The sequence below is a fragment of the Streptomyces sp. NPDC005496 genome (assembly GCF_042872045.1).
Classification (GTDB): Bacteria; Actinomycetota; Actinomycetes; order Streptomycetales; family Streptomycetaceae; genus Streptomyces.
Map to the genome: position 1 here is coordinate 388,303 of NZ_JBIAJQ010000007.1, position 18,011 is coordinate 406,313.

General features: G+C 73.6%; 18 protein-coding genes. All 18 read right to left on the reverse strand.

Annotated elements, in window-relative coordinates; genetic code table 11:
* Nucleotides 1-38: 38 nt before the first annotated feature.
* Nucleotides 39-1,811, reverse strand: coding sequence for an acetyl/propionyl/methylcrotonyl-CoA carboxylase subunit alpha (locus ACFYQQ_RS23425; RefSeq protein ID WP_388905028.1), 1,773 nt, complete (start codon nucleotides 1,809-1,811; stop codon nucleotides 39-41).
* A complete protein-coding gene (locus ACFYQQ_RS23430) occupies nucleotides 1,811-2,017 on the reverse strand; it encodes an acyl-CoA carboxylase subunit epsilon (RefSeq protein ID WP_356169537.1) in 207 nt (68 codons plus the stop codon). Before ACFYQQ_RS23430 ends, ACFYQQ_RS23425 begins: the two co-directional genes overlap by 1 nt.
* On the reverse strand, nucleotides 2,014-3,585 hold the full coding sequence (locus ACFYQQ_RS23435) for an acyl-CoA carboxylase subunit beta (RefSeq protein ID WP_355789011.1): 1,572 nt from the start codon (nucleotides 3,583-3,585) through the stop codon (nucleotides 2,014-2,016). Before ACFYQQ_RS23435 ends, ACFYQQ_RS23430 begins: the two co-directional genes overlap by 4 nt.
* Nucleotides 3,582-4,583: an ACP S-malonyltransferase gene (fabD, locus tag ACFYQQ_RS23440; protein ID WP_355789017.1), complete on the reverse strand. Its 1,002-nt coding sequence runs from the start codon at nucleotides 4,581-4,583 to the stop codon at nucleotides 3,582-3,584. Before fabD ends, ACFYQQ_RS23435 begins: the two co-directional genes overlap by 4 nt.
* A gap of 60 nt (nucleotides 4,584-4,643) precedes the next feature.
* Entirely contained in the window at nucleotides 4,644-6,209 is a 1,566-nt protein-coding gene (locus tag ACFYQQ_RS23445) for an MFS transporter (protein WP_355789008.1), read from the reverse strand.
* Between the two features lie 62 nt (nucleotides 6,210-6,271).
* Nucleotides 6,272-7,096: an alpha/beta fold hydrolase gene (locus ACFYQQ_RS23450; protein WP_388905029.1), complete on the reverse strand. Its 825-nt coding sequence runs from the start codon at nucleotides 7,094-7,096 to the stop codon at nucleotides 6,272-6,274.
* On the reverse strand, nucleotides 7,093-8,142 hold the full coding sequence (locus tag ACFYQQ_RS23455) for a beta-ketoacyl synthase N-terminal-like domain-containing protein (RefSeq protein WP_388905030.1): 1,050 nt from the start codon (nucleotides 8,140-8,142) through the stop codon (nucleotides 7,093-7,095). Before ACFYQQ_RS23455 ends, ACFYQQ_RS23450 begins: the two co-directional genes overlap by 4 nt.
* Nucleotides 8,139-9,344, reverse strand: coding sequence for a beta-ketoacyl synthase N-terminal-like domain-containing protein (locus tag ACFYQQ_RS23460; RefSeq protein WP_356169544.1), 1,206 nt, complete (start codon nucleotides 9,342-9,344; stop codon nucleotides 8,139-8,141). Before ACFYQQ_RS23460 ends, ACFYQQ_RS23455 begins: the two co-directional genes overlap by 4 nt.
* A complete protein-coding gene (locus ACFYQQ_RS23465; protein WP_356242981.1) occupies nucleotides 9,344-9,820 on the reverse strand; it encodes a 3-hydroxyacyl-ACP dehydratase FabZ family protein in 477 nt (158 codons plus the stop codon). The genes ACFYQQ_RS23460 and ACFYQQ_RS23465 overlap by 1 nt, the downstream gene beginning before the upstream one ends.
* Nucleotides 9,813-10,289, reverse strand: coding sequence for a 3-hydroxyacyl-ACP dehydratase FabZ family protein (locus ACFYQQ_RS23470; RefSeq protein ID WP_356242978.1), 477 nt, complete (start codon nucleotides 10,287-10,289; stop codon nucleotides 9,813-9,815). Before ACFYQQ_RS23470 ends, ACFYQQ_RS23465 begins: the two co-directional genes overlap by 8 nt.
* Nucleotides 10,286-11,026 (reverse strand): 3-oxoacyl-[acyl-carrier-protein] reductase, encoded by a 741-nt coding sequence (gene fabG / locus ACFYQQ_RS23475; protein ID WP_355786043.1) that lies wholly within the window; start codon nucleotides 11,024-11,026, stop codon nucleotides 10,286-10,288. The genes ACFYQQ_RS23470 and fabG overlap by 4 nt, the downstream gene beginning before the upstream one ends.
* Nucleotides 11,027-11,065: 39 nt before the next feature.
* Nucleotides 11,066-11,242 carry a hypothetical protein gene (locus tag ACFYQQ_RS23480; protein WP_355786041.1) on the reverse strand — a complete coding sequence of 59 codons (177 nt, stop codon included), beginning with the start codon at nucleotides 11,240-11,242 and terminating at the stop codon, nucleotides 11,066-11,068.
* A gap of 7 nt (nucleotides 11,243-11,249) precedes the next feature.
* On the reverse strand, nucleotides 11,250-11,894 hold the full coding sequence (locus ACFYQQ_RS23485; protein ID WP_355786038.1) for a 2-hydroxychromene-2-carboxylate isomerase: 645 nt from the start codon (nucleotides 11,892-11,894) through the stop codon (nucleotides 11,250-11,252).
* Nucleotides 11,891-13,660, reverse strand: a complete 1,770-nt coding sequence (locus tag ACFYQQ_RS23490) for an alpha/beta fold hydrolase (protein ID WP_355786035.1) — start codon at nucleotides 13,658-13,660, stop codon at nucleotides 11,891-11,893. Before ACFYQQ_RS23490 ends, ACFYQQ_RS23485 begins: the two co-directional genes overlap by 4 nt.
* On the reverse strand, nucleotides 13,657-14,526 hold the full coding sequence (locus tag ACFYQQ_RS23495) for a beta-ketoacyl synthase N-terminal-like domain-containing protein (RefSeq protein WP_355786032.1): 870 nt from the start codon (nucleotides 14,524-14,526) through the stop codon (nucleotides 13,657-13,659). The genes ACFYQQ_RS23490 and ACFYQQ_RS23495 overlap by 4 nt, the downstream gene beginning before the upstream one ends.
* The gene (locus tag ACFYQQ_RS23500; RefSeq protein WP_355786029.1) at nucleotides 14,516-15,658 is read right to left on the reverse strand and encodes a beta-ketoacyl synthase N-terminal-like domain-containing protein; all 1,143 of its coding nucleotides are present in this window, start codon (nucleotides 15,656-15,658) and stop codon (nucleotides 14,516-14,518) included. Before ACFYQQ_RS23500 ends, ACFYQQ_RS23495 begins: the two co-directional genes overlap by 11 nt.
* Nucleotides 15,636-16,808 (reverse strand): beta-ketoacyl synthase N-terminal-like domain-containing protein, encoded by a 1,173-nt coding sequence (locus tag ACFYQQ_RS23505; protein ID WP_355786025.1) that lies wholly within the window; start codon nucleotides 16,806-16,808, stop codon nucleotides 15,636-15,638. Before ACFYQQ_RS23505 ends, ACFYQQ_RS23500 begins: the two co-directional genes overlap by 23 nt.
* Entirely contained in the window at nucleotides 16,805-18,010 is a 1,206-nt protein-coding gene (locus tag ACFYQQ_RS23510; RefSeq protein WP_356169556.1) for a beta-ketoacyl synthase, read from the reverse strand. Before ACFYQQ_RS23510 ends, ACFYQQ_RS23505 begins: the two co-directional genes overlap by 4 nt.
* Nucleotide 18,011 lies beyond the last annotated feature (1 nt).

Below are 18,011 nucleotides of genomic sequence, written 5' to 3' on the forward strand. Positions count from 1 at the left end.
CGTGACTTCGGGTGGGGGCCGCTCCCGGTCCGGTCCGCTCAGTCCTTGATCTCGCAGATGGGGGCGCCGGAGGTGAGGGAGGCGCCGACTTCGGCGGTGAGGCCCTCGATGGTGCCGGACTTGTGGGCGTTGAGGGGTTGTTCCATCTTCATCGCTTCGAGGACGACGATGAGGTCGCCTTCCTTGACTTCCTGGCCTTCCTCGACGGCGATCTTGACGATGGTGCCCTGCATGGGGGAGGCGAGGGTGTCGCCGGAGGCGGCGGGGCCGGACTTCTTGGCGGCGCGGCGCTTGGGTTTGGCGCCGGCGGCGAGGCCGGTGCGGGCCAGGGACATGCCCAGGCTGGAGGGCAGGGACACTTCCAGGCGTTTGCCGCCGACCTCGACGATGACGGTCTCGCGGCCGCTCTCGTCGTCGGTGTCGGTGTCGGCGGGGGTGGTGAAGGCGGGGATGTCGTTGACGAACTCGGTCTCGATCCACCGGGTGTGGACGGTGAAGGGGGCGTCGGAGCCGGTGAGTTCGGGGGCGAAGGCGGGGTCGGTGACGACCTTGCGGTGGAAGGGGATGGCGGTGGCCATGCCCTCGACGGTGAACTCCTCCAGGGCGCGGGCGGCGCGCTGGAGGGCCTGTTCGCGGGTGGCGCCGGTGACGATGAGTTTGGCCAGGAGGGAGTCCCAGGCGGGGCCGATGACGCTGCCGGACTCGACGCCGGCGTCCAGGCGCACGCCGGGGCCGGAGGGCGGGGTGAAGGTGGTGACGGTGCCGGGGGCGGGCAGGAAGCCGCGGCCGGGGTCCTCGCCGTTGATGCGGAACTCGAAGGAGTGGCCGCGCAGGACGGGGTCGCCGTAGCCGAGTTCCTCGCCGTCGGCGATGCGGAACATCTCGCGGACCAGGTCGATGCCGGCGACTTCCTCGGTGACGGGGTGTTCGACCTGCAGGCGGGTGTTGACCTCCAGGAAGGAGATCGTGCCGTCCATGCCGACGAGGAACTCCACGGTGCCGGCGCCGACGTAGCCGGCCTCGCGCAGGATCGCCTTGGAGGAGGCGTACAGCTCCTCGACCTGCGCGTCGGACAGGAACGGCGCCGGGGCTTCCTCCACCAGCTTCTGGTGGCGGCGCTGGAGGGAGCAGTCGCGGGTGGAGACGACGACCACGTTGCCGTGGGTGTCGGCCAGGCACTGGGTCTCCACGTGGCGGGGCTTGTCGAGGTAGCGCTCGACGAAGCACTCGCCTCGCCCGAACGCGGCGACCGCCTCACGGACGGCCGAGTCGTACAGCTCCGGGACCTCTTCGAGGGTGCGGGCGACCTTGAGGCCGCGTCCGCCGCCGCCGAAGGCCGCCTTGATCGCGATGGGCAGGCCGTGCTCGCGGGCGAAGGCGACGACCTCCTCGGCGCCGGAGACCGGGTCGGGAGTGCCCGCGACCAGCGGTGCGCCGGCGCGCTGCGCGATGTGGCGGGCGGCGACCTTGTCACCGAGGTCGCGGATGGCCTGCGGGGGCGGGCCGATCCAGATCAGGCCCGCGTCCAGGACGGCCTGGGCGAACTCGGCGTTCTCCGAGAGGAACCCGTAGCCGGGATGGACGGCGTCCGCTCCGGAGTCCTTGGCGGCCTGCAGCACCTTGGCGATGTCCAGATAGCTGGTGGCCGGGGTGTCACCGCCCAACGCGAACGCCTCGTCCGCGGCCCGGACATGCAGAGCGTCCCGGTCCGGATCGGCGTAGACGGCAACACTCGCGATCCCGGCATCCCGGCACGCCCGGGCCACGCGGACAGCGATTTCGCCACGGTTGGCGATGAGCACCTTGCGCATTACGGAAGAGACCTCCAAGACCCGGCCTGCGCCGAGGAACGGTGAGGGGCACGGTCCCATCCGGCCCTCACCGAACGACGCTCCGGCGGGGCCGAGGGTTCCCGGCAGACCGCCAGGAGTACGCCGACCAGGGCGGCCAGGTCCTCCGGGTCGGCGTTGCCCCGGACGAGGGTGAAGGACGGACGGCCGGCGCTCACGGCGCTCACACCGGCGGGTTGCCGTGCTTGCGCGACGGCAGGTCGACGTGTTTCGTGCGCAGCATCTCCAGCGAGCGGATCAGCATCGAACGGGTCTCCGCGGGGTCGATGACGTCGTCGACCAGCCCCCGCTCGGCGGCGTAGTACGGGCTCATCAGCTCGCTCTTGTACTCCTTGATCTTCTGGCTGCGGGTCGCCTCGGGGTCGTCGGCCGCCGCGATCTCCCTGCGGAAGATGACGTTGGCCGCGCCCTCGGCGCCCATGACCGCGATCTCGTTCGACGGCCAGGCCAGCGACAGGTCGGCCCCGATGGAACGGGAGTCCATGACGATGTAGGCGCCGCCGTACGCCTTGCGCAGGATCAGCGAGACGCGCGGGACGGTGGCGTTGCAGTACGCGTACAGCAGCTTGGCGCCGCGCCGGATGATCCCGTCGTGCTCCTGGCCGACCCCGGGCAGGAAGCCGGGCACGTCCACCAGCGTCACCAGCGGGATGTTGAACGCGTCGCAGAACTGCACGAAGCGCGCCGCCTTCTCCGACGCCTCGATGTCGAGCACGCCCGCGAGGCTTCCGGGCTGGTTGGCGACGATGCCGACGACCCGGCCGTCCAGGCGGGCCAGCACGCACAGGACGTTCGTCGCCCAGCGCTCGCTGACCTCGAAGTACTCGCCGCCGTCGACGATCTCGGCGACGACCGCGCGCATGTCGTAGGAGCGGCCCGGGTCCGCCGGGACGAGTTCGGCGAGCGCCTCCGTGCTGCGGTTCACGGGGTCGTCGCACGGTTCAGCGGGCGGCACCTCGCGGTTGTTGGACGGCAGCAGCGACAGCAGGTAGCGCACCTCCTCCAGGCACTGCTCCTCGTCGTCGTGGACGAACGCCGCCACGCCGGAGGTCGCCGCGTGGACGTCGGCGCCGCCGAGCCCGTCCTGGGTCACCTGCTCGCCGGTGACCGCCTGCACCACGTCGGGCCCGGTGATGAACATCTGCGAGGTGCCGCGGACCATGAACACGAAGTCCGTCAGCGCGGGACTGTAGGCCGCGCCGCCCGCGCACGGGCCGAGCATCACGCTGATCTGCGGGATGACGCCGGAGCAGCGGGTGTTGCGCCGGAAGATGCCGCCGTAGCCCGCGAGGGCCGTCACCCCTTCCTGGATCCGGGCGCCCGCCCCGTCGTTGAGGCTCACCAGCGGCGCGCCCGCCGACTCGGCGAGGTCCATCACCTTGTGGATCTTCTCGGCGTGCGCCTCGCCCAGGGCGCCGCCGAAGATGCGGAAGTCGTGGGCGTAGACGAAGACCGTACGGCCGTGGACGGTGCCCCAGCCGGTGATCACGCCGTCGCTGTACGGGCGCCGCTGCTCCAGTCCGAAACCGGTCGCGCGGTGCCGGCGCAGGGCCTCGATCTCGTTGAACGAGCCCTCGTCGAGGAGCAGTTCGATGCGCTCGTGGGCGGTCAGCTTGCCCTTGGCGTGCTGGCGCTCGGTCGCCGCGGGGTCCGGCCCCTCCCGGAGCGCTCCCTTGATCCGGGCCAGTTCGGCGACGCGCTCACCGGGGCCCCTGTTCTCCTGGACGGTGGTCATACGGCGGCTCCCGGGGTGGCGGGTTCGAGGGGTCGGCCGGCGGTGCCTCCGGCGGTCGGCGGCACGGCGGACAGCGTCCTGGCCAGTGCGCGTTCGTCGTGCGTGGCGTGCACGGCGGCGGCCGGCACGATACGGCGGCACAGACCGCCGAGCACCTTGCCGGGGCCGACCTCGACGAAGGTGGTGACGCCCTCTTCGGCGAGGGTGCGCACGGTCCCGGTCCACTGCACGCGGCCCGCGAGCTGGCGGCGCAGGCAGCGGGCGACGTCCTCGGCCGTGGTGACGAGCCCGGCGGTGACGCCGGAGACGAACGGCACGCGCGGGGCGCGCAGTTCGACCCGGTCGAGCGCGGCCGCGAACTCCTCCTCGATGCCGCTCATCAGGCTGGAGTGGAACGGGGCGCCGACGGCCAGCGGCAGCGCCTTGACGGCCCCGGCGTCCTGGGCCTCGGCGCGGACCCGCTCGACGGCCTCCCGCTCGCCGGACACGACGACCTGCCGGGGCTCGTTGTCGTTGGCGACCTCGACGACCTGGCCGAGCTCCAGGGTGACCCGGTCGCAGAGGGCCTCCACCACGGCGAGGTCCAGGCCGAGCACGGCGGCCATCCGGCCGGGTATCCGCTCGTTGACCCCGGCCATCAGCAGGCCGCGTCGGCGTACGAGGCGCAGCGCGTCGGTCCAGTCGAGGACTCCGGCGGCGACCAGGGCGGTGTACTCGCCGAGGCTGTGCCCGGCGACGAGGTCCGGTTCGAGTCCCTTGTCCCGCAGGACGTCCAGGGTGGCGAGGGCGGTCAGGAACACCGCGGGCTGGGTGACCGAGGTGTCGCGCAGGGCCTCCTCCGGTCCCTCCCGGCACAGGGCGGACAGGGGGATGCCGAGGATGTCGTCGGCCGCCCGATAGTAGGTGTCCAGCAAGTCGGGTCGCTCGGTGAGCAGATGGAGCCCCATGCCCACCCGCTGCGACCCCTGGCCGGGGAAGACGAACGCGGTCTTGCCCATCACGGGTGACCCGCCTTTCTTGGTGATTCCTGTGTCATGGAAGGAAGCGGGGACGGGGTGTCACGGCCGTCCGGCGTCGGTGACGGCGACACCGGCGACGGGGGTTCGGGTCCCGTCGGCCGGGGTCTTCGTCCCGGGGGTGCGCGGCAGGTCGCGGACGAACAGCACGACGACGAGGGCCGCGGCCAGCGTCACCGCGGCGGCGAACCAGGCGCCGTGGTCCAGTCCGTCGGTGATGGCCGCCTGCTTCAGCGCGGCGGCCCGTTCGGGCGTCAGCGTGCCCTTCGCCGCGAGCTTCTCGGCCTGCTCCGTGGCGGATTCGGTCTGCGTGCTCATCAGCGCGCCCATGATGGCGACGCCCACGGCGTTGCCGACCTGCCGGAACATGGTGCCGGCGCTCGCGGCCACGCCGACCTGGTCCTGCGGGGCGGCGGCGACGGTCAGTTCGGAGGAGACGGGCATGAGGATGCCGAGCGTGAGGCCGGTGACGAGCAGGCCTGGCAGCAGCCGCGTCCAGGAACCGGGGTCGCCCGCGGGGTCCGTCAGCGTGAACAGGGCGATGCCCACGGCCATCAGGCCGAACGCGACCGCCATGGCACCGCGCATCCCCAGCTTCGCGGCGAGTTTGCCGCCCAGCGGGGCGCCGACGATCAGCATCAGGGTCAGCGGGAGCAGCCGTACGCCGGTCTCCAGCGCGGTCAGTCCGAGGCCGCTCTGCATGTAGATGGACAGGTAGAACATCACCGAGAACATGCCGGCGCCCAGCAGGAAGCCCGCGGTGACGCTGCCGCCGAAGGAGGGCCGCCTGAACCACCCGAGGTTCATGATCGGGGCGGCCGAGCGGGACTCCACGGCGAGGAAGGCGAGCAGCAGCAGCGCCGAGCCGCCGAACAGCGCCAGTTCGCGGCCGGAGGTCCAGCCCCAGTCGGCCCCGTTGATGAGCGCGAGGTTGAGGCAGAGCAGCGAGCCGCTGACCGTCAGCAGTCCCGCCAGGTCCAGCGGGGGCCGCCCGGGGCCGCTCTCGCGCCGGTTGTCCTTGATGCCGAGGGCCGCGACGACCACCACCAGGCCGATCGGCAGGTTCACCAGGAAGATCCACTCCCAGCCGACGTGGTCCACCAGGACGCCGCCGATCAACGGGCCCAGCGCGGTGGCGAGTCCGCCCACGGCACCCCACAGCATGATGCCGAGCGCGCGCGCCTTGCCCTCGAAGGAGGAGTACACGATGGCGAGCGTCAGCGGCATGATCACCGCTCCGCCGACGCCCTGCACGACACGGCCCGCGTGCAGCGTGGTGATGTGCGACCAGCCGAAGGGCGCCAGCTCTCCGGCGGCGCCGCAGACCAGCGAGCCGGCGAGGAAGACCGTCACGCCGATGACGTAGATCCTGCGCTGTCCGTAGAGGTCGCCGAGCCGTCCGGCCGTGACGATGAAGACCGCGAGGGCCAGCATGTACGCGTTGGCCACCCACTCCAGGTCGGAGAAGGAGGCGTCCAGGTCGGTGCCCATGGTGGGCAGCGCGACCGTGACGACCGTGACGTCGAGCAGCGCGATGAACAGGCCGAGCAGGGCGGCCACCATCGTCAGGGCCGGTTTCCCGGACCGGTGTGCGGGATGCGTCGGCACAGGGGGTCAACTCCTTCGTTGCGGGTGCGTGGTGCGGCGGGTGCGGGCCGGGTGCGGCGGGTTCAGGCGGCGGTGTGCCGTGCCCCCGCCGTCCGGTCGAGGAAGGCGAGGACGAGACGGGCCACCTCGTCCGGCTGGTCCGAGTGGCAGAAGTGGGTCAGACGGGGGTCGAGATGGAACTCGGCGGCCGGCATGTCCGCCTTCAGCGCGTCGGCCCGTTCGCCCGCGAGACCGGTGTCGTGCGGGCTGCCGATGACGAGGGTGGGGATGTCGACGTGCGCCAGGTCGAGTCCGGTGGCCGCGCTGTACTGGTCGAACAGGGCCAGGAAGGCCTGCGGCCCCATGCCCTCCAGCATCTTGCGGGCCATGCCGTTGAAGATCTCCGGGTCCATCGTCTGCGCCCGCGCGCCCAGCCGGGTGCGCAGGCCCATCGTCATGACGGTGGCGAAGTCCTCGCGGAAGGAGTCGAACATCTGCCAGTCCGCGGGCTGCGACGGCGGCCAGTAGAACGGCGAGAGCAGGACCAGGGCGTCCAGTCCCGGCCGTACGCCCGTCGCCAGCCACTGGAGTACGGCGTTGGCGCCCAGCGAGTGGGCCACCAGGACGGAGACCGGCTCGGGCACCAGCTTCAGTCCCGCGTCCACCCACTGGGCGGTGGAACCCCGGCTGCGCCAGCGGTAGGTGCCCCCGGTGCGCCACGGCAGGTCCAGGGGGTAGCCGCGCAGCCGGCCGGCGAGCAGCCCGGCCAGCGGCGTCCACGAGTTCCAGGCGTCCTCCAGGCCGTGCACGAACGCGGCGGCGGGCGGGGTCCCGAACCGGTGCACGGCCAGGTCCTCGCCGAGCACGGTGCTCTCGCCGACCGGGTCCGGCCGGGGTGCGCGGCTCATCCGGTGCCGCCTTCCCGGGTGACCCGCAGGGCGACCAGGTGGCCCTGCGGTCCGAGCGTCAGGAACGCCACGTCCCCGGCGCCTTCGGCGGCGGCCGGGCGGGCCAGGTGCTGCGCGAGGGCGAGGAGGCCGGTGACCCCGGCCTGGGCGCCGCCCCGGACGACCGTCACCGCGTCCGGCACCCCGTGCAGGGCCGCCCAGCGCGCGCCGGCCTCCGCGGTCCGCTCCCCCGCCCCGGTCAGCGGGACGTGCAGGCGGATCGCGGCGGGCGGCGGGTCACCGAGCCGGTCGAGGACCGCCCCCAGCACCCGCTCGGCGTCGCGCGGGGCGCGGGGCAGCACGCGGCGCGCCCCGCCGGTCAGCCGGCCGTGGACCACGGCGCCGCGGCGCAGGGCCGCCCCGGCCGGTTCCAGGTGCAGCAGGCAGGCGCCCGCCACGTCGGCGTCCGGTCCGCACAGGGCGCCCGCCCCGGCGGGCGGCAGTCCCTCGATGCCGCCGGTGAGCACCGCGTCCGCCCGTCCCGCGAGCATGGCCCGCGCGCCGAGGAGGACCGACTCGTAGCCGGCGGTCAGCAGGTTGACCAGCGTCACGTTGAACGCCTTGAGGCCATAGGACAGGGAGACCTGGCTCACCGGCACGTTGATCGCGAAGTTCGGGCACTCGACGGGACTGATCCCGGAGACGCCCTCCTCCAGCAGCGCGCGGTCGATGCGGTCCACGATCTCGTCGACGGCGAAGTTGGTGCCGAGGGCGACCCCGGTGCGCTCCCGTGCGGGCGCGCCCATGGCGTCGGGGCCGGGGAGCGCGAGACGGGCCGCGGCCAGGGCGAGTTGGGTGGCGCGGGGCAGCAGCCGCCAGCCGCGCCTGCCGAGGAACTCGGCCGGGTGGAAGCCGTCCAGCTCCCGCGTCCGAGGTTGCCCGGCGGGCGCCTCGCCGACGGCGCCGGTCACGGTGGGGGCGGCGGCCAGTTCCTTCGCGCCGATGCCGAGCGTGCTGATGGGGCCGATGCCGGTGACGGCCACCTGGCCGCCGATGTCGGAGTTCATGCGATCGCCTCCCGGCCCGCGCCGGCCGCCGGACTGCCGATGGCCACGGAGATGTTGTTGCCGCCGAAGGCGTAGGCGTTGACCAGGACGGTGCCCGGTGCCGCCGCCTGCGGGGTGTCGCGCACGACCCGCAGCGCGCACCCGGGGTCGAGCCGGCGCAGGGTGCCGACCGGGGGCACGAGCCCGTGCCGGACGACCAGCGCGGCGGCCAGGCAGCCGAACGCGCCCGCCGCTCCCCCGCTGTGCCCCAGCGACGCCTTCACGGCGGTCACCGGCACCTCGGGGGTCCGGGCGCCCAGCACGCGGGCGGTGACGCCGCTCTCCACGGCGTCGTTCGCGGGCGTCCCGGTGCCGTGGCACAGCACCGCGCCGATGTCGGCGGAGTCCATCCCGCCGCGCCGCAGCGCGTCGTGGACCGCGCGCACGGCCTGGGTGCCCTGCGGGTCGGGCGCGGTGACGTGGAAGGCGTCGCAGCTCCAGCCGGAACTGACGACCCGGGCGTACGCGGTCCGGCCGCGGGCCGCCGCGCGGGCGGCCGACTCCAGCACCAGGAACGCGGCGCCCTCCCCGTACACGGTGCCGGCCCGCTCGGCGTCGAAGGGACGGCAGTGCAGCGGGTCGCCGGCGCCCAGCCGCAGGAAGGCGCCGACCGCCGGCCGGGAGATCGCCTCGGTGCCGCCGACCAGGACGGTGTCGGCCTCGCCGTCGGTGATCATGTCGGCGCCCATGGCGACGGCGTAGGCACCGGCCGCGCACGCGGTGGAGACGGTCACGCCGGGCCCGTACAGGCCGAGCCGGTCGGACAGCAGACCGGCGGTGCCGTACGGGAACCAGCTGTCGCCGTCCGGTTCGCGCCGGCCGTCCCGGCACGCCTCCTGCACGTCGCTGTCGCCGTTGCCCGTGGCCACGCAGACCCCGACGCCGTCGAGCTCCTCGGGGCCGCCGGTGCCGAGACCGGCGTCGGCGAGCGCGTCCCGGGCCGCCGCGAGGGCGAACCCGCTCGCCCGGCCCGCCCGTGCGGGGAGGCCGGAGGCGGGCGGGTCCTCGGCCCGGTAGGCGAGGGAGCCGGGCATCGCCGCGCCGGGGAAGGCGAGCGGGCTCACCGGCACGTCGCCGCGCAGCAGGCCCGCCCAGAACCGCTCGACGCCCCGGCCCAGCGGCGAGACGACCCCGAGTCCGGTGATGACCACGTCGGTGTCCATCAGGCCGCGCCCCAGGTCAGCTCTTCGGCCGGCCGCAGCACCGCGATGGCGTAGCCGATCTCGGCGACCAGGTCGTCACCGACGTAGGACTCGCCGCTCATGATGACGCTGCTGCCCGAGTACTGGTCGACCCGCACGACGTGCCGCAGCGTGTCCCCGGGGAAGACCTCGCGGTGGAAGGTCATGTCGCGGGAGGCGGCCAGGATCGGCGCCCCGCCGCGCTCGCCCCGCTCGTCGACCCGCCGCATCCACAGGATGGCGCCGCCCTGCCCCCAGGACTCCATGAGCAGTGAGGGCGGGTAGGCGAAGGCGCGGTGGGGCGCTCCGGGGGCCAGGCCCGCGTAGCAGGGCTCGCTCCCGGTGACCGCTTTCTGGGTGACGATCCGGTCGTAGGGCTCCCACTCCACGACCCGGTCCACCAGGAGCATCGGGTGGGCGTGCGGGATCACTCCGCGGATGTCGGCGTACTCAAGCATCCGGGCCTCCCGGCAGGTCGTCCGCGTCCGCGGTGGTCCGGAAGGTCATCTTGATCAGCGCCGCCTTGGTGCCGCCGTTGGTGCACCGGGCCTCGACCGCGAGCACGCCCGCCGCCTCCGGCCGGCACACGCAGTGCACCTCCAGGGTGTCGCCGGGGGCGAGCGCGCTGGTGAAGCGCACCGACCGGATGGCGGCCGGCCGCGCCCAGGCGTCCGCGCCCGACGTGTGCCGCACCAGGTGCAGCACCGCCTCGCAGACCGACTCGACGATGAAGGCGCCCGGGTAGACGGTGAAGTCCGGGTAGTGGCCCTCCAGATACGGCTCGTCGGCCGCGATCAGCTTGCGCACGGTGACCTCGGTCGGCGAGTGGACCGTCACCAGGTGGGCCGCGTCGACCGACGTGGCGCGCCGCCTGGGCCCCGTCACGGCGCTCTCCTCGGCCACGGCGACCGCGGCCGGGCTGCTCACAGCGCGACTCCGCCGTCGATCTGGATGACCTCGCCGGTGATGTACGCGGCCCGGTCGGACACCAGGAACGACACCAGGTCGGCCACCTCGTCCGCGCCGCCGTACCGCTTCAGCGGGATCGACTTGAGGGCCTGCTCGCGCACCTTCTCCGGGAGCGCCTCGGTCATGTCCGTCTCGATGAAGCCGGGCGCGACGACGTTGACGCGGATGCCGTAGGCCGCGACCTCCTTGGCCAGGGACAGGCTCATGCCCTGGATGCCGGCCTTGGACGCCGAGTAGTTGCTCTGCGTGGCGTGGCCGTAGACCCCGGAGATGGACGACATGTTGACGATGACGCCCTTCTTGCGCTTCATGAAGCCGAAGCCCACCGAGCGGCAGAAGTTGAAGGTGCCCGTCAGGTTGGTGTCGATGACGGTGTGCCAGTCCTCGACCGGCATCAGCACCATCGGGTTGTCCCGCACGACACCGGCGGAGTTCACCAGGACGGAGACCGGGCCCAGGCGCTTGGCGGCGGCTCCGACGAACTCCTGCACGGCGTCGAAGTCGGAGACGTCGCAGGGCGCGTGGTGGACCTGCGCGCCCCGGTCCCGCACCAGCTTCTCGGTCTCGGCGGCCGCCTCGGTGCCGCTGCGGTAGCAGAAGGCGATGTCGTACCCGTCCGCGGCGAGCTGGACGGCCACGGCACGGCCGATGCCGCGCGATCCTCCGGTGACGATGGCCACTTGACGTTCGGTCACTGCACTGCCCTTCTGAGTCGGTGGGGCGGGGGCACGGCGTCAGCCGCAGCCGCCCGCGGTGTCCTGGTCCATCGAGCCGATCCGCTCCCGCAGTTCGCGCGGGACGCCGAGCAGCGGGTCCTCGCCCCACTCGGTGTCCACCAGCGGGTACGCGGTGGTCGGTGCCGGTTCGCTCGCGGCGGCCTTCGCCGCGGTCGCGGTGGTCGTCGTGGTCATCGGTGCCTCATCCCTTCGCCGTCGTGCCGGCCAGCGCCTCGTCCAGCGCGGCCAGGAAGTCGTCGAGCCGGTCGAGGCCCCAGAAGCGGTGCCGGCCGACCTTGAAGTACGGGACGCCGAAGACGTCGTCCTCGTAGATGCGCATGAGCGCCCGTACGCCCTGCTCGCGGATGTGCGGCTCGTCGGGGGCGCCGGTCAGCGCCGCGCCGTCGAGGCCCGCCTCCTCGCAGACCCGCAGCAGCGTGCCGGGGTCGCAGATGTTCTCGCCGCGCTCCCAGCGGGCCGCCATCACGGCGTCGTAGTAGGCGCGTTCGACGCCCAGCTCGCCCGCCTTGAACCAGGCCAGGTGCGGCAGGTCCCACCACTCGTCGCCCTTGTCGATGGGCCACTTCATGGCGTAGCCGTACTTCGCGGCCAGGCGCTTGGTGTCGTTGAGGATGTACAGGTGCTTGGCCTTGCTCATGGCCACGTAGTGGAACTCGCCGCCCGCCGCCTCCAAGTCCGCCGCGCTGCGCGCGTCCGGCTCGGAGAACGGCACGAACTCGATGAGCTCCCGGGCGTCCGGCCGCGTCTCCTCCAGACGGCGCAGCGCCATCCAGCTGAAGGGGCTGCGCAGGGAGAAGTACAGCCGCGGGGGCCGGCGCGGGCTCATGCGGCACCTCCGCGCAGCGCGGTCTGGACCTGCTCGTCCAGGACGGCGACGGTGCCGGCCAGTTCGCCGCGGCTGATCGCGTAGCCGTGCATGATCGTGGCGGTCGCGGCGCGCTCCAGGCGGTCACCGCGCCGGACGTAGCAGTCCATGCGCGCGGTGTACATGGTGTCGCGCAGGATCTCGTCCACCCGGAAGACGGTGTGGACGGTCTCCTCCATCCAGATGTCGCCGAGGAGCTGGACCCGCGCCCGGGACACCACGGGGATCCAGCCGCGCTCCTCCAGGAGCCGCCCGATCGCCAGGTCCCGCGAGTGCAGGTAGCGGTCCACGACCTCCTCCAGCGTGCGGATGTACGCGGAGTGCTGGAGCCGGTCGGAGAAGTGGCAGTAGTAGTAGGGGGCCCGCCAGTCCCACAGGTAGGCACCGGAGCCCTCGGGCGCCAGCACGTCGGCGACCTCCTGGCCCTCGGCGATCGGCAGGCTCCCGGCGGCGCTGTTGTGCAGCGCGGCCACCTCGGGAACGACGTACGGCTCCAGGAAGGCGGGGACCGGCTCCGAGCCCGAGCCGTCCTTGACGGTGACGAGGGCGGCGCGGACCTTGCCCTTGAGCACGGTGACCGTGCGGCCCTCGCGCTCCACGGTCAGCGACACGGCGAACGGCGCGCCCTGGCCGGGCTTCGGCGTCGCCGAGACCACGGTGGCGTACACCTGCTCGCCGACCTCCAGGGCCACCGGCAGCTGCACCGAGGAGTCGACGATCTCCAGGCCGAGACCGTAGGTGTGGTAGAGGGTCCTGGCGTCCACGCCGCGGTCCGCGAAGTACTGCAGGACGGCTTCCTCGGCCAGGTACATGAAGTGCTTGAAGCCGATCCAGGTACGGATGTTGGCGCCTTCGTAGCGCGGCTGGCCCACGTAGCTGGTGGGCTCGCCGTCGAGCAGTTCGGGCACGGCGGGATCTCCTTCGGTGGTGTGCGGGGTCGGTGCGAGGGCGGCGGCGAGGAACGCGGCGGTCTCCCCGCTCATCCGCTCGGTCTGCGCGACGTGGCAGAAGTGCCCGTAGGCGGGGTGCAGGCGGACGGTCGCCGCGGGCATGTCCCGGTCGAGGGCGGCGGCCCGCATGGGTGTCAGCGACTCGTCCCGGGTGCCGGCCAGCACGAGCGTCGGCACGGTGACGCGGGTCAGGTCGAGCAGCCCGGACTGCGCGAACTCCTCGTAGAACACGGGGAATCCGCCCGGTACGGCGCGGTCGAGGAGCTTGCGCACCATCAGGCGGCGCACCTCGGGGTCCAGGGCCTCGCCGCGTGCGCCGAGACCCAGCCGCAGTCCCTCCACGATCACCTTGCGCAGTGCGGCGAGCGAGCGGGTGCGCAGCTCGGGCGTGAGCGGGAAGTCGGCGGGCCGGTAGAAGGGTGCGGCCAGGACCGCGGCCTCGATCCCGGGCCGCACGTCCTCGCCGGAGAGGTACTCCAGGATGGCGTTGGCCCCGAACGAGTGGCCGAGGAGCGCGACGGGCGGTTCCGGCACCAGGTCCAGCGCGCGGCTCAGCCACTGGCCCGGCGAGCCCTCGGGCCGCCAGGCGTAGGAGTTGCCGCCGTGCCAGGGGAGCTGGAGCGCGTAGGGCCGGTAGCCGGGGAGCCGGCCGGCGAGGGCGCGCCAGCACCCCCAGGAGTCCTCGATGCCGTGGGCGGCCACCAGCGCGGGACCCTCCCCCGGCCCGCGCCAGACCTCCAGGCCGTCCCGCTCGGCCACCTTCGTCCAGGTGCTCACGCGAGGGCCTCCGCCCGTCGTACGAGGGTGAGGTGCGTGCCCGCCCAGCCGTCCTCCGCGTCTCCGCAGCCGACGGCGACCGGCGTCTCGCTCGGGCCGACGGCGGTGAGACGGGCGGCGGCCACGGCGAGCCGGACGACACCGGCGGCCCCATAGAAGTCCCCGGGTTCCGCGTGGAAGGGGGTGACCGGTCCGGCGGCCCGTACGACGGGGCCGATCCGCAGCCCGTCCGGCCGCTGCCACGCGCCCGGCAGGCCCAGCAGCAGGCAGCCGGCGGCGGCGGTCAGCGGGGCGGGGGCGTCCTCGCGCAGCGCCGCGAGCCGTACCGCCACCGGGTCGGCGGGCTCCACGCCCACCACGACCGCGCGCCGCGCCCGGCCGGCCCGCACCAGCCGCGAGGCGAGGGCCACCGCGTCGAGTCCCGCGGTGGCGCCGCTGCACACGGCCAGGTTGGGGCCGGTGAAGCCGTACCGGATCGCCACCGTGCTCGCGATCACGTTGCTCGACGCGTTGGGCGCGTCCAGCACGCTGACCACGGAGCCGGAGCGCTCGCGCATGTCGCCGAGGACCGTGCACACGGTCTCGACGTTGCCGAGGTTCGAGGCGACGACCACGGCGGTGCCCGCGGCGTCCGGGACGGGCCCGGCGAGGGGGCCGGGCGGCAGTCCGAGGGCCCGGTGGACCGCGCACAGCGCCAGCCGCGTCGACGGCTCCTTGCCGAGGAGCCCCTTGCGGCCGAGCACCTCCTTGGCGTCCTCGGGCCGGCAGGCCGGTGTCTCCGGCGAGCCGGGCAGGTCCGCCGCGGACAGTCCGGGCACGTGCACGGCCCAGCCGTCGAGGGCGAGTTCGCGGGTGTCAGTGCTCATCGCAGGCCTCCACGACCGTCACGGCGTTCACTCCGCCGAAGCCGAACGCGTTCACCTGGGCCAGCCGCGCCCGCGAGGGCCGCGGCTCCCCGTACACGAGGTCGAGCTTCTCGGCCTCGGCGTCGGGCCTGCGCAGACCGGCCGTGGGTGGTACGACGCCGGTGCGCAGCGCGTCCACGGCGACGAGCAGGCTCATCAACGCGGCGCCTCCGGAGGTGTGCCCGACGGAACCCTTGATGCCGGTGACGGGCGGGCCGTCGGTGCCGAAGACCTCCAGCAGCGCCCCGGCCTCGGTCGGGTCGTTCAGGGCGGTCGAGGTCCCGTGGGCGAGGACCAGGCCGATGTCGTCCGGGGTGACACCGGCGCGCTCGTGCGCGTCCCGCATCGTCGCGACGATCCCGGCCCGGTCGGGGGCGGTCTCGTGGTGGGCGTCGCAGCCGAGGCCGACGCCGTGCACGAGCGCCGACGGCCGTCTGTCGCCGGTGAGTCGCTCCGCCCGTTCCAGGACCACGGCGACCGCGCCCTCGCCGAGCAGCACGCCGTCGCGGTCGGCGTCGAAGGGCCGGACCATGTCGGCCCTGACCGCGCCGACCCGGCCGATCATGGTGAGCATGCTCTCGGTCATGGTGTCGCAGCCGGCCGCGACGACCGCGTCGGCCTCACCGAGTTCGAGCATGTCCGCGGCCAGGGCCAGCGCGTAGCCCGAGGCGGCGCAGGCGTTGGCGATCGTGTGCACCTCGGTGACGTCCGGGGCGACGGAACGCACCGCCTCGGCGAAGTGCAGCTCGGCCAGACGCAGCGGGACACCGTCGGCGTACCACTGCTCCACCGCGCGCAGCTCCCGCAGGCCGGTGCCGACGAGGACCGCGACCCGGCGTCGCGCCGGGTCCACGCCCGCCTCCTTCAGCGCCCGCTCCACACAGCGGGCGAGCCACCGTCCGGCCAGCCGGGGCAGGCCGGGCGGGGTCTCCTCGTCGTCGTCGATCGAGTAGGCGTTGGCGACGTTCAGCCTGGCCGGGTCGCCGCAGCGCAGCGGGGACACGCCGGAGCGGCCGTCCCGCAGTGCCTGGAGCGTCTCGTCGAGATCGCCCAGGCACGTGATCATCGCGCTACCCGTGATGGCGGTCGGCACGGCTCCACCCCCTGACCACGGCGGCGCCGGCCGCGCCGTCACCGCCGAGGGTGGTGATCACGGAGATGTCGCCGTCACGCGCGGGCTCGGCCCGGTGCCGGGCGATCAGCGCCGCCAGCTGGAACGCCCCCGAGGCGCTGAACGCCTCCCCGGTCACGTCCTTGACGCGCAGCCGCTCGGGTCCGGCGCCGAGGACCGCGGCGACGGCCGCGTCCTCCGCGTCGTCGTAACGGGGCATGCCGCTGGTCGCCGTGGCCACCGCGGACACCTGGGAGGGCTCCACCCCGGCCCGCTCCAGGGCCCGGGCCAGACAGGCCGTCAGACCCGCGACGAAGGTGCCGTCGGTGCCCGGCGGGTCGTACACGCCGGTCTCCACGGCGAGCACCTCCGCGTCGGGCCGGCGCCCCGCGGCGCGCACCGCCTCGGCGCTCTCCACGACGAACACCGCCGCGCCCTCACCCGGCGGCAGTTCGCCGCCGTCGGTGGACTGCGCGTAGTGCACCGCCCAGGCCGACTGCGGGCTGAACTCCTCGACGCAGCCCGCCAGCAGGGCGTCCGCGTAGCCGCAGCTGATGAGGTTGCGGCTGTAGCGCAGCACGTTGAGCATCGCCAGCGGGCCGCCCGCGATGGTGGCGTTCACCCCCTGGAGCCCGTACCGGATCGCCGCCTGCCCCGCCGCGCAGTTCATCACCGCGTTGGGGAACAGCAGCGGGTTGACCAGGTAGGGCCGGTCCTGGACGAACGTGTCCCGGCTGTAGTCGCTGGTGGACTTGGCGCTGCCCGCGGTGGTGCCCAGGGTGATGCCGATACGGGCCCGGTTGCCGTCGCCGACCTCCAGGCCGGTGTCGGCGAGGGCGGCCTGGCAGGCGACCATGCCGAGCGAGGTGCTGCGGTCGAAGAAGGAGGTCCCCTTGCGGCCGAGGAAGTCGCGGACCTTGAAGTCCACCAGCGCGTGGGCGTCCGGGCGCGGCAGCGGGTCCTCGAACATCCCGGACACGTCCGCCGTGGCGGACCTTCCCGCGGTGAGGGCGCCCACCAGGGCCTCGGTGCCGATGCCGGCGCCGGACAGCACGCCGAGACCGGTGATGGCCAGGACGGCCGGAGTGGTGGGCGGGGTGGTGGCGGACAGCTCGGCTGCCGTCGCCGTCATGAGTACCTCCCGAGCATGACGATGGCGTTGTTGCCACCGAACGCGAAGCCGTTCACCTGGGCGATGCGCACGTCCGCGGGCCGTGCGGTGTTGGGAACGGGGTCGATCAGGGGCATGGCGGGGTCGGGGGTGCTGTAGTTGATGGTCGGCGGCAGGAACGACCCCGTGATGCCGAGCACCGACGCGATCGCGCCGAGGCCGCTCGCGGCGCCCATGGTGTGGCCGAGCATCGACTTGGTGGAGCTGATCGGCGGCGGGCTGTCCCCGAAGACGTCGACCACCGCCCCGGCCTCCACCTGGTCGTTCGCCGGGGTGCCGGTGCCGTGGGCGCAGATGTAGTCCACGTCCGCCGCCTGGACCCCGGCGTTGCGGTGGGCCAGGCGCATGCACTCGGCGATGCTGTCCCGGTTCGGCGCCACCATGTGGTTGGCGTCGCAGTTGACGCCGTAGCCGAGCACCTCGGCGTGGATACGGGCACCCCGGGCCTGCGCGGACTCCAGGCTCTCCAGGAACATGGCCGCCCCGCCCTCGCCGGTGATGATCCCGGACCGGTTCTTGTCGAAGGGCGAGCACGCCTTCTCGGTGAGGGCGCCGAGCCGGTAGAAGCCGGCGTGCGACCAGCGGCCGACCGAGTCCGCGCCGCCGGCGATCATGTAGTCGGCCTCGCCCGTCCTGATCAGGTCGTAGGCGTAGCCGAGCGCGTAGTTGCTGGCCGAGCAGGCGGTGGAGAGCGTGACGGCGTCGCCCGTCAGCCGCAGCTCCCGGTTCACCGCCTGGGAGAGGCGGGCGCTGGAGACCTGGCGGACCAGGTTGGCGTCCAGGCCCTGGACGCCGGCCCGCAGTGCGTCGCCGGTGAGCCGTTCGAGCACCTGCGACTCGCCGCCGGTGGTGCCCATGCTCGACCCGGCCCGGGAGGCGGCCAGTTCCTCCTCGTCGATCCCGGCGTCCGCGACCGCGAGACGGGCCGCGGACGCCGCGAACAGGCTGGTGCGGCCCCACTCGTCGACAGACAGTCGCCGGACCATCTCCTCCGGCCGGAAATCGTGCACCTCGCCGGCCATGAAGTAGGGGAAGCCGCTGGAGTCGAAGCAGGCGATCGGGGACACCCCGTTGACGCCCGCCCGCAGCGACTCGCCGTAGGCGGACGCTCCGATACCGATGCTCGACACAGGCCCGAGGCCGGTGATGACTACCCGTCGCATG

What these genes read in the sequence shown, in the direction of transcription:
- ACFYQQ_RS23425 (WP_388905028.1), bottom strand. Translation starts at nt 1,811, where the DNA reads ATGCGCAAGGTGCTCATCGCCAACCGTGGCGAAATCGCTGTCCGCGTG.
- ACFYQQ_RS23435 (WP_355789011.1), bottom strand. Translation starts at nt 3,585, where the DNA reads ATGACCACCGTCCAGGAGAACAGGGGCCCCGGTGAGCGCGTCGCCGAA.
- fabD (WP_355789017.1), bottom strand. Translation starts at nt 4,583, where the DNA reads ATGGGCAAGACCGCGTTCGTCTTCCCCGGCCAGGGGTCGCAGCGGGTG.
- ACFYQQ_RS23450 (WP_388905029.1), bottom strand. Translation starts at nt 7,096, where the DNA reads ATGAGCCGCGCACCCCGGCCGGACCCGGTCGGCGAGAGCACCGTGCTC.
- ACFYQQ_RS23455 (WP_388905030.1), bottom strand. Translation starts at nt 8,142, where the DNA reads ATGAACTCCGACATCGGCGGCCAGGTGGCCGTCACCGGCATCGGCCCC.
- ACFYQQ_RS23460 (WP_356169544.1), bottom strand. Translation starts at nt 9,344, where the DNA reads ATGGACACCGACGTGGTCATCACCGGACTCGGGGTCGTCTCGCCGCTG.
- ACFYQQ_RS23465 (WP_356242981.1), bottom strand. Translation starts at nt 9,820, where the DNA reads ATGCTTGAGTACGCCGACATCCGCGGAGTGATCCCGCACGCCCACCCG.
- ACFYQQ_RS23480 (WP_355786041.1), bottom strand. Translation starts at nt 11,242, where the DNA reads ATGACCACGACGACCACCGCGACCGCGGCGAAGGCCGCCGCGAGCGAA.
- ACFYQQ_RS23485 (WP_355786038.1), bottom strand. Translation starts at nt 11,894, where the DNA reads ATGAGCCCGCGCCGGCCCCCGCGGCTGTACTTCTCCCTGCGCAGCCCC.
- ACFYQQ_RS23495 (WP_355786032.1), bottom strand. Translation starts at nt 14,526, where the DNA reads ATGAGCACTGACACCCGCGAACTCGCCCTCGACGGCTGGGCCGTGCAC.
- ACFYQQ_RS23505 (WP_355786025.1), bottom strand. Translation starts at nt 16,808, where the DNA reads ATGACGGCGACGGCAGCCGAGCTGTCCGCCACCACCCCGCCCACCACT.
- ACFYQQ_RS23510 (WP_356169556.1), bottom strand. Translation starts at nt 18,010, where the DNA reads ATGCGACGGGTAGTCATCACCGGCCTCGGGCCTGTGTCGAGCATCGGT.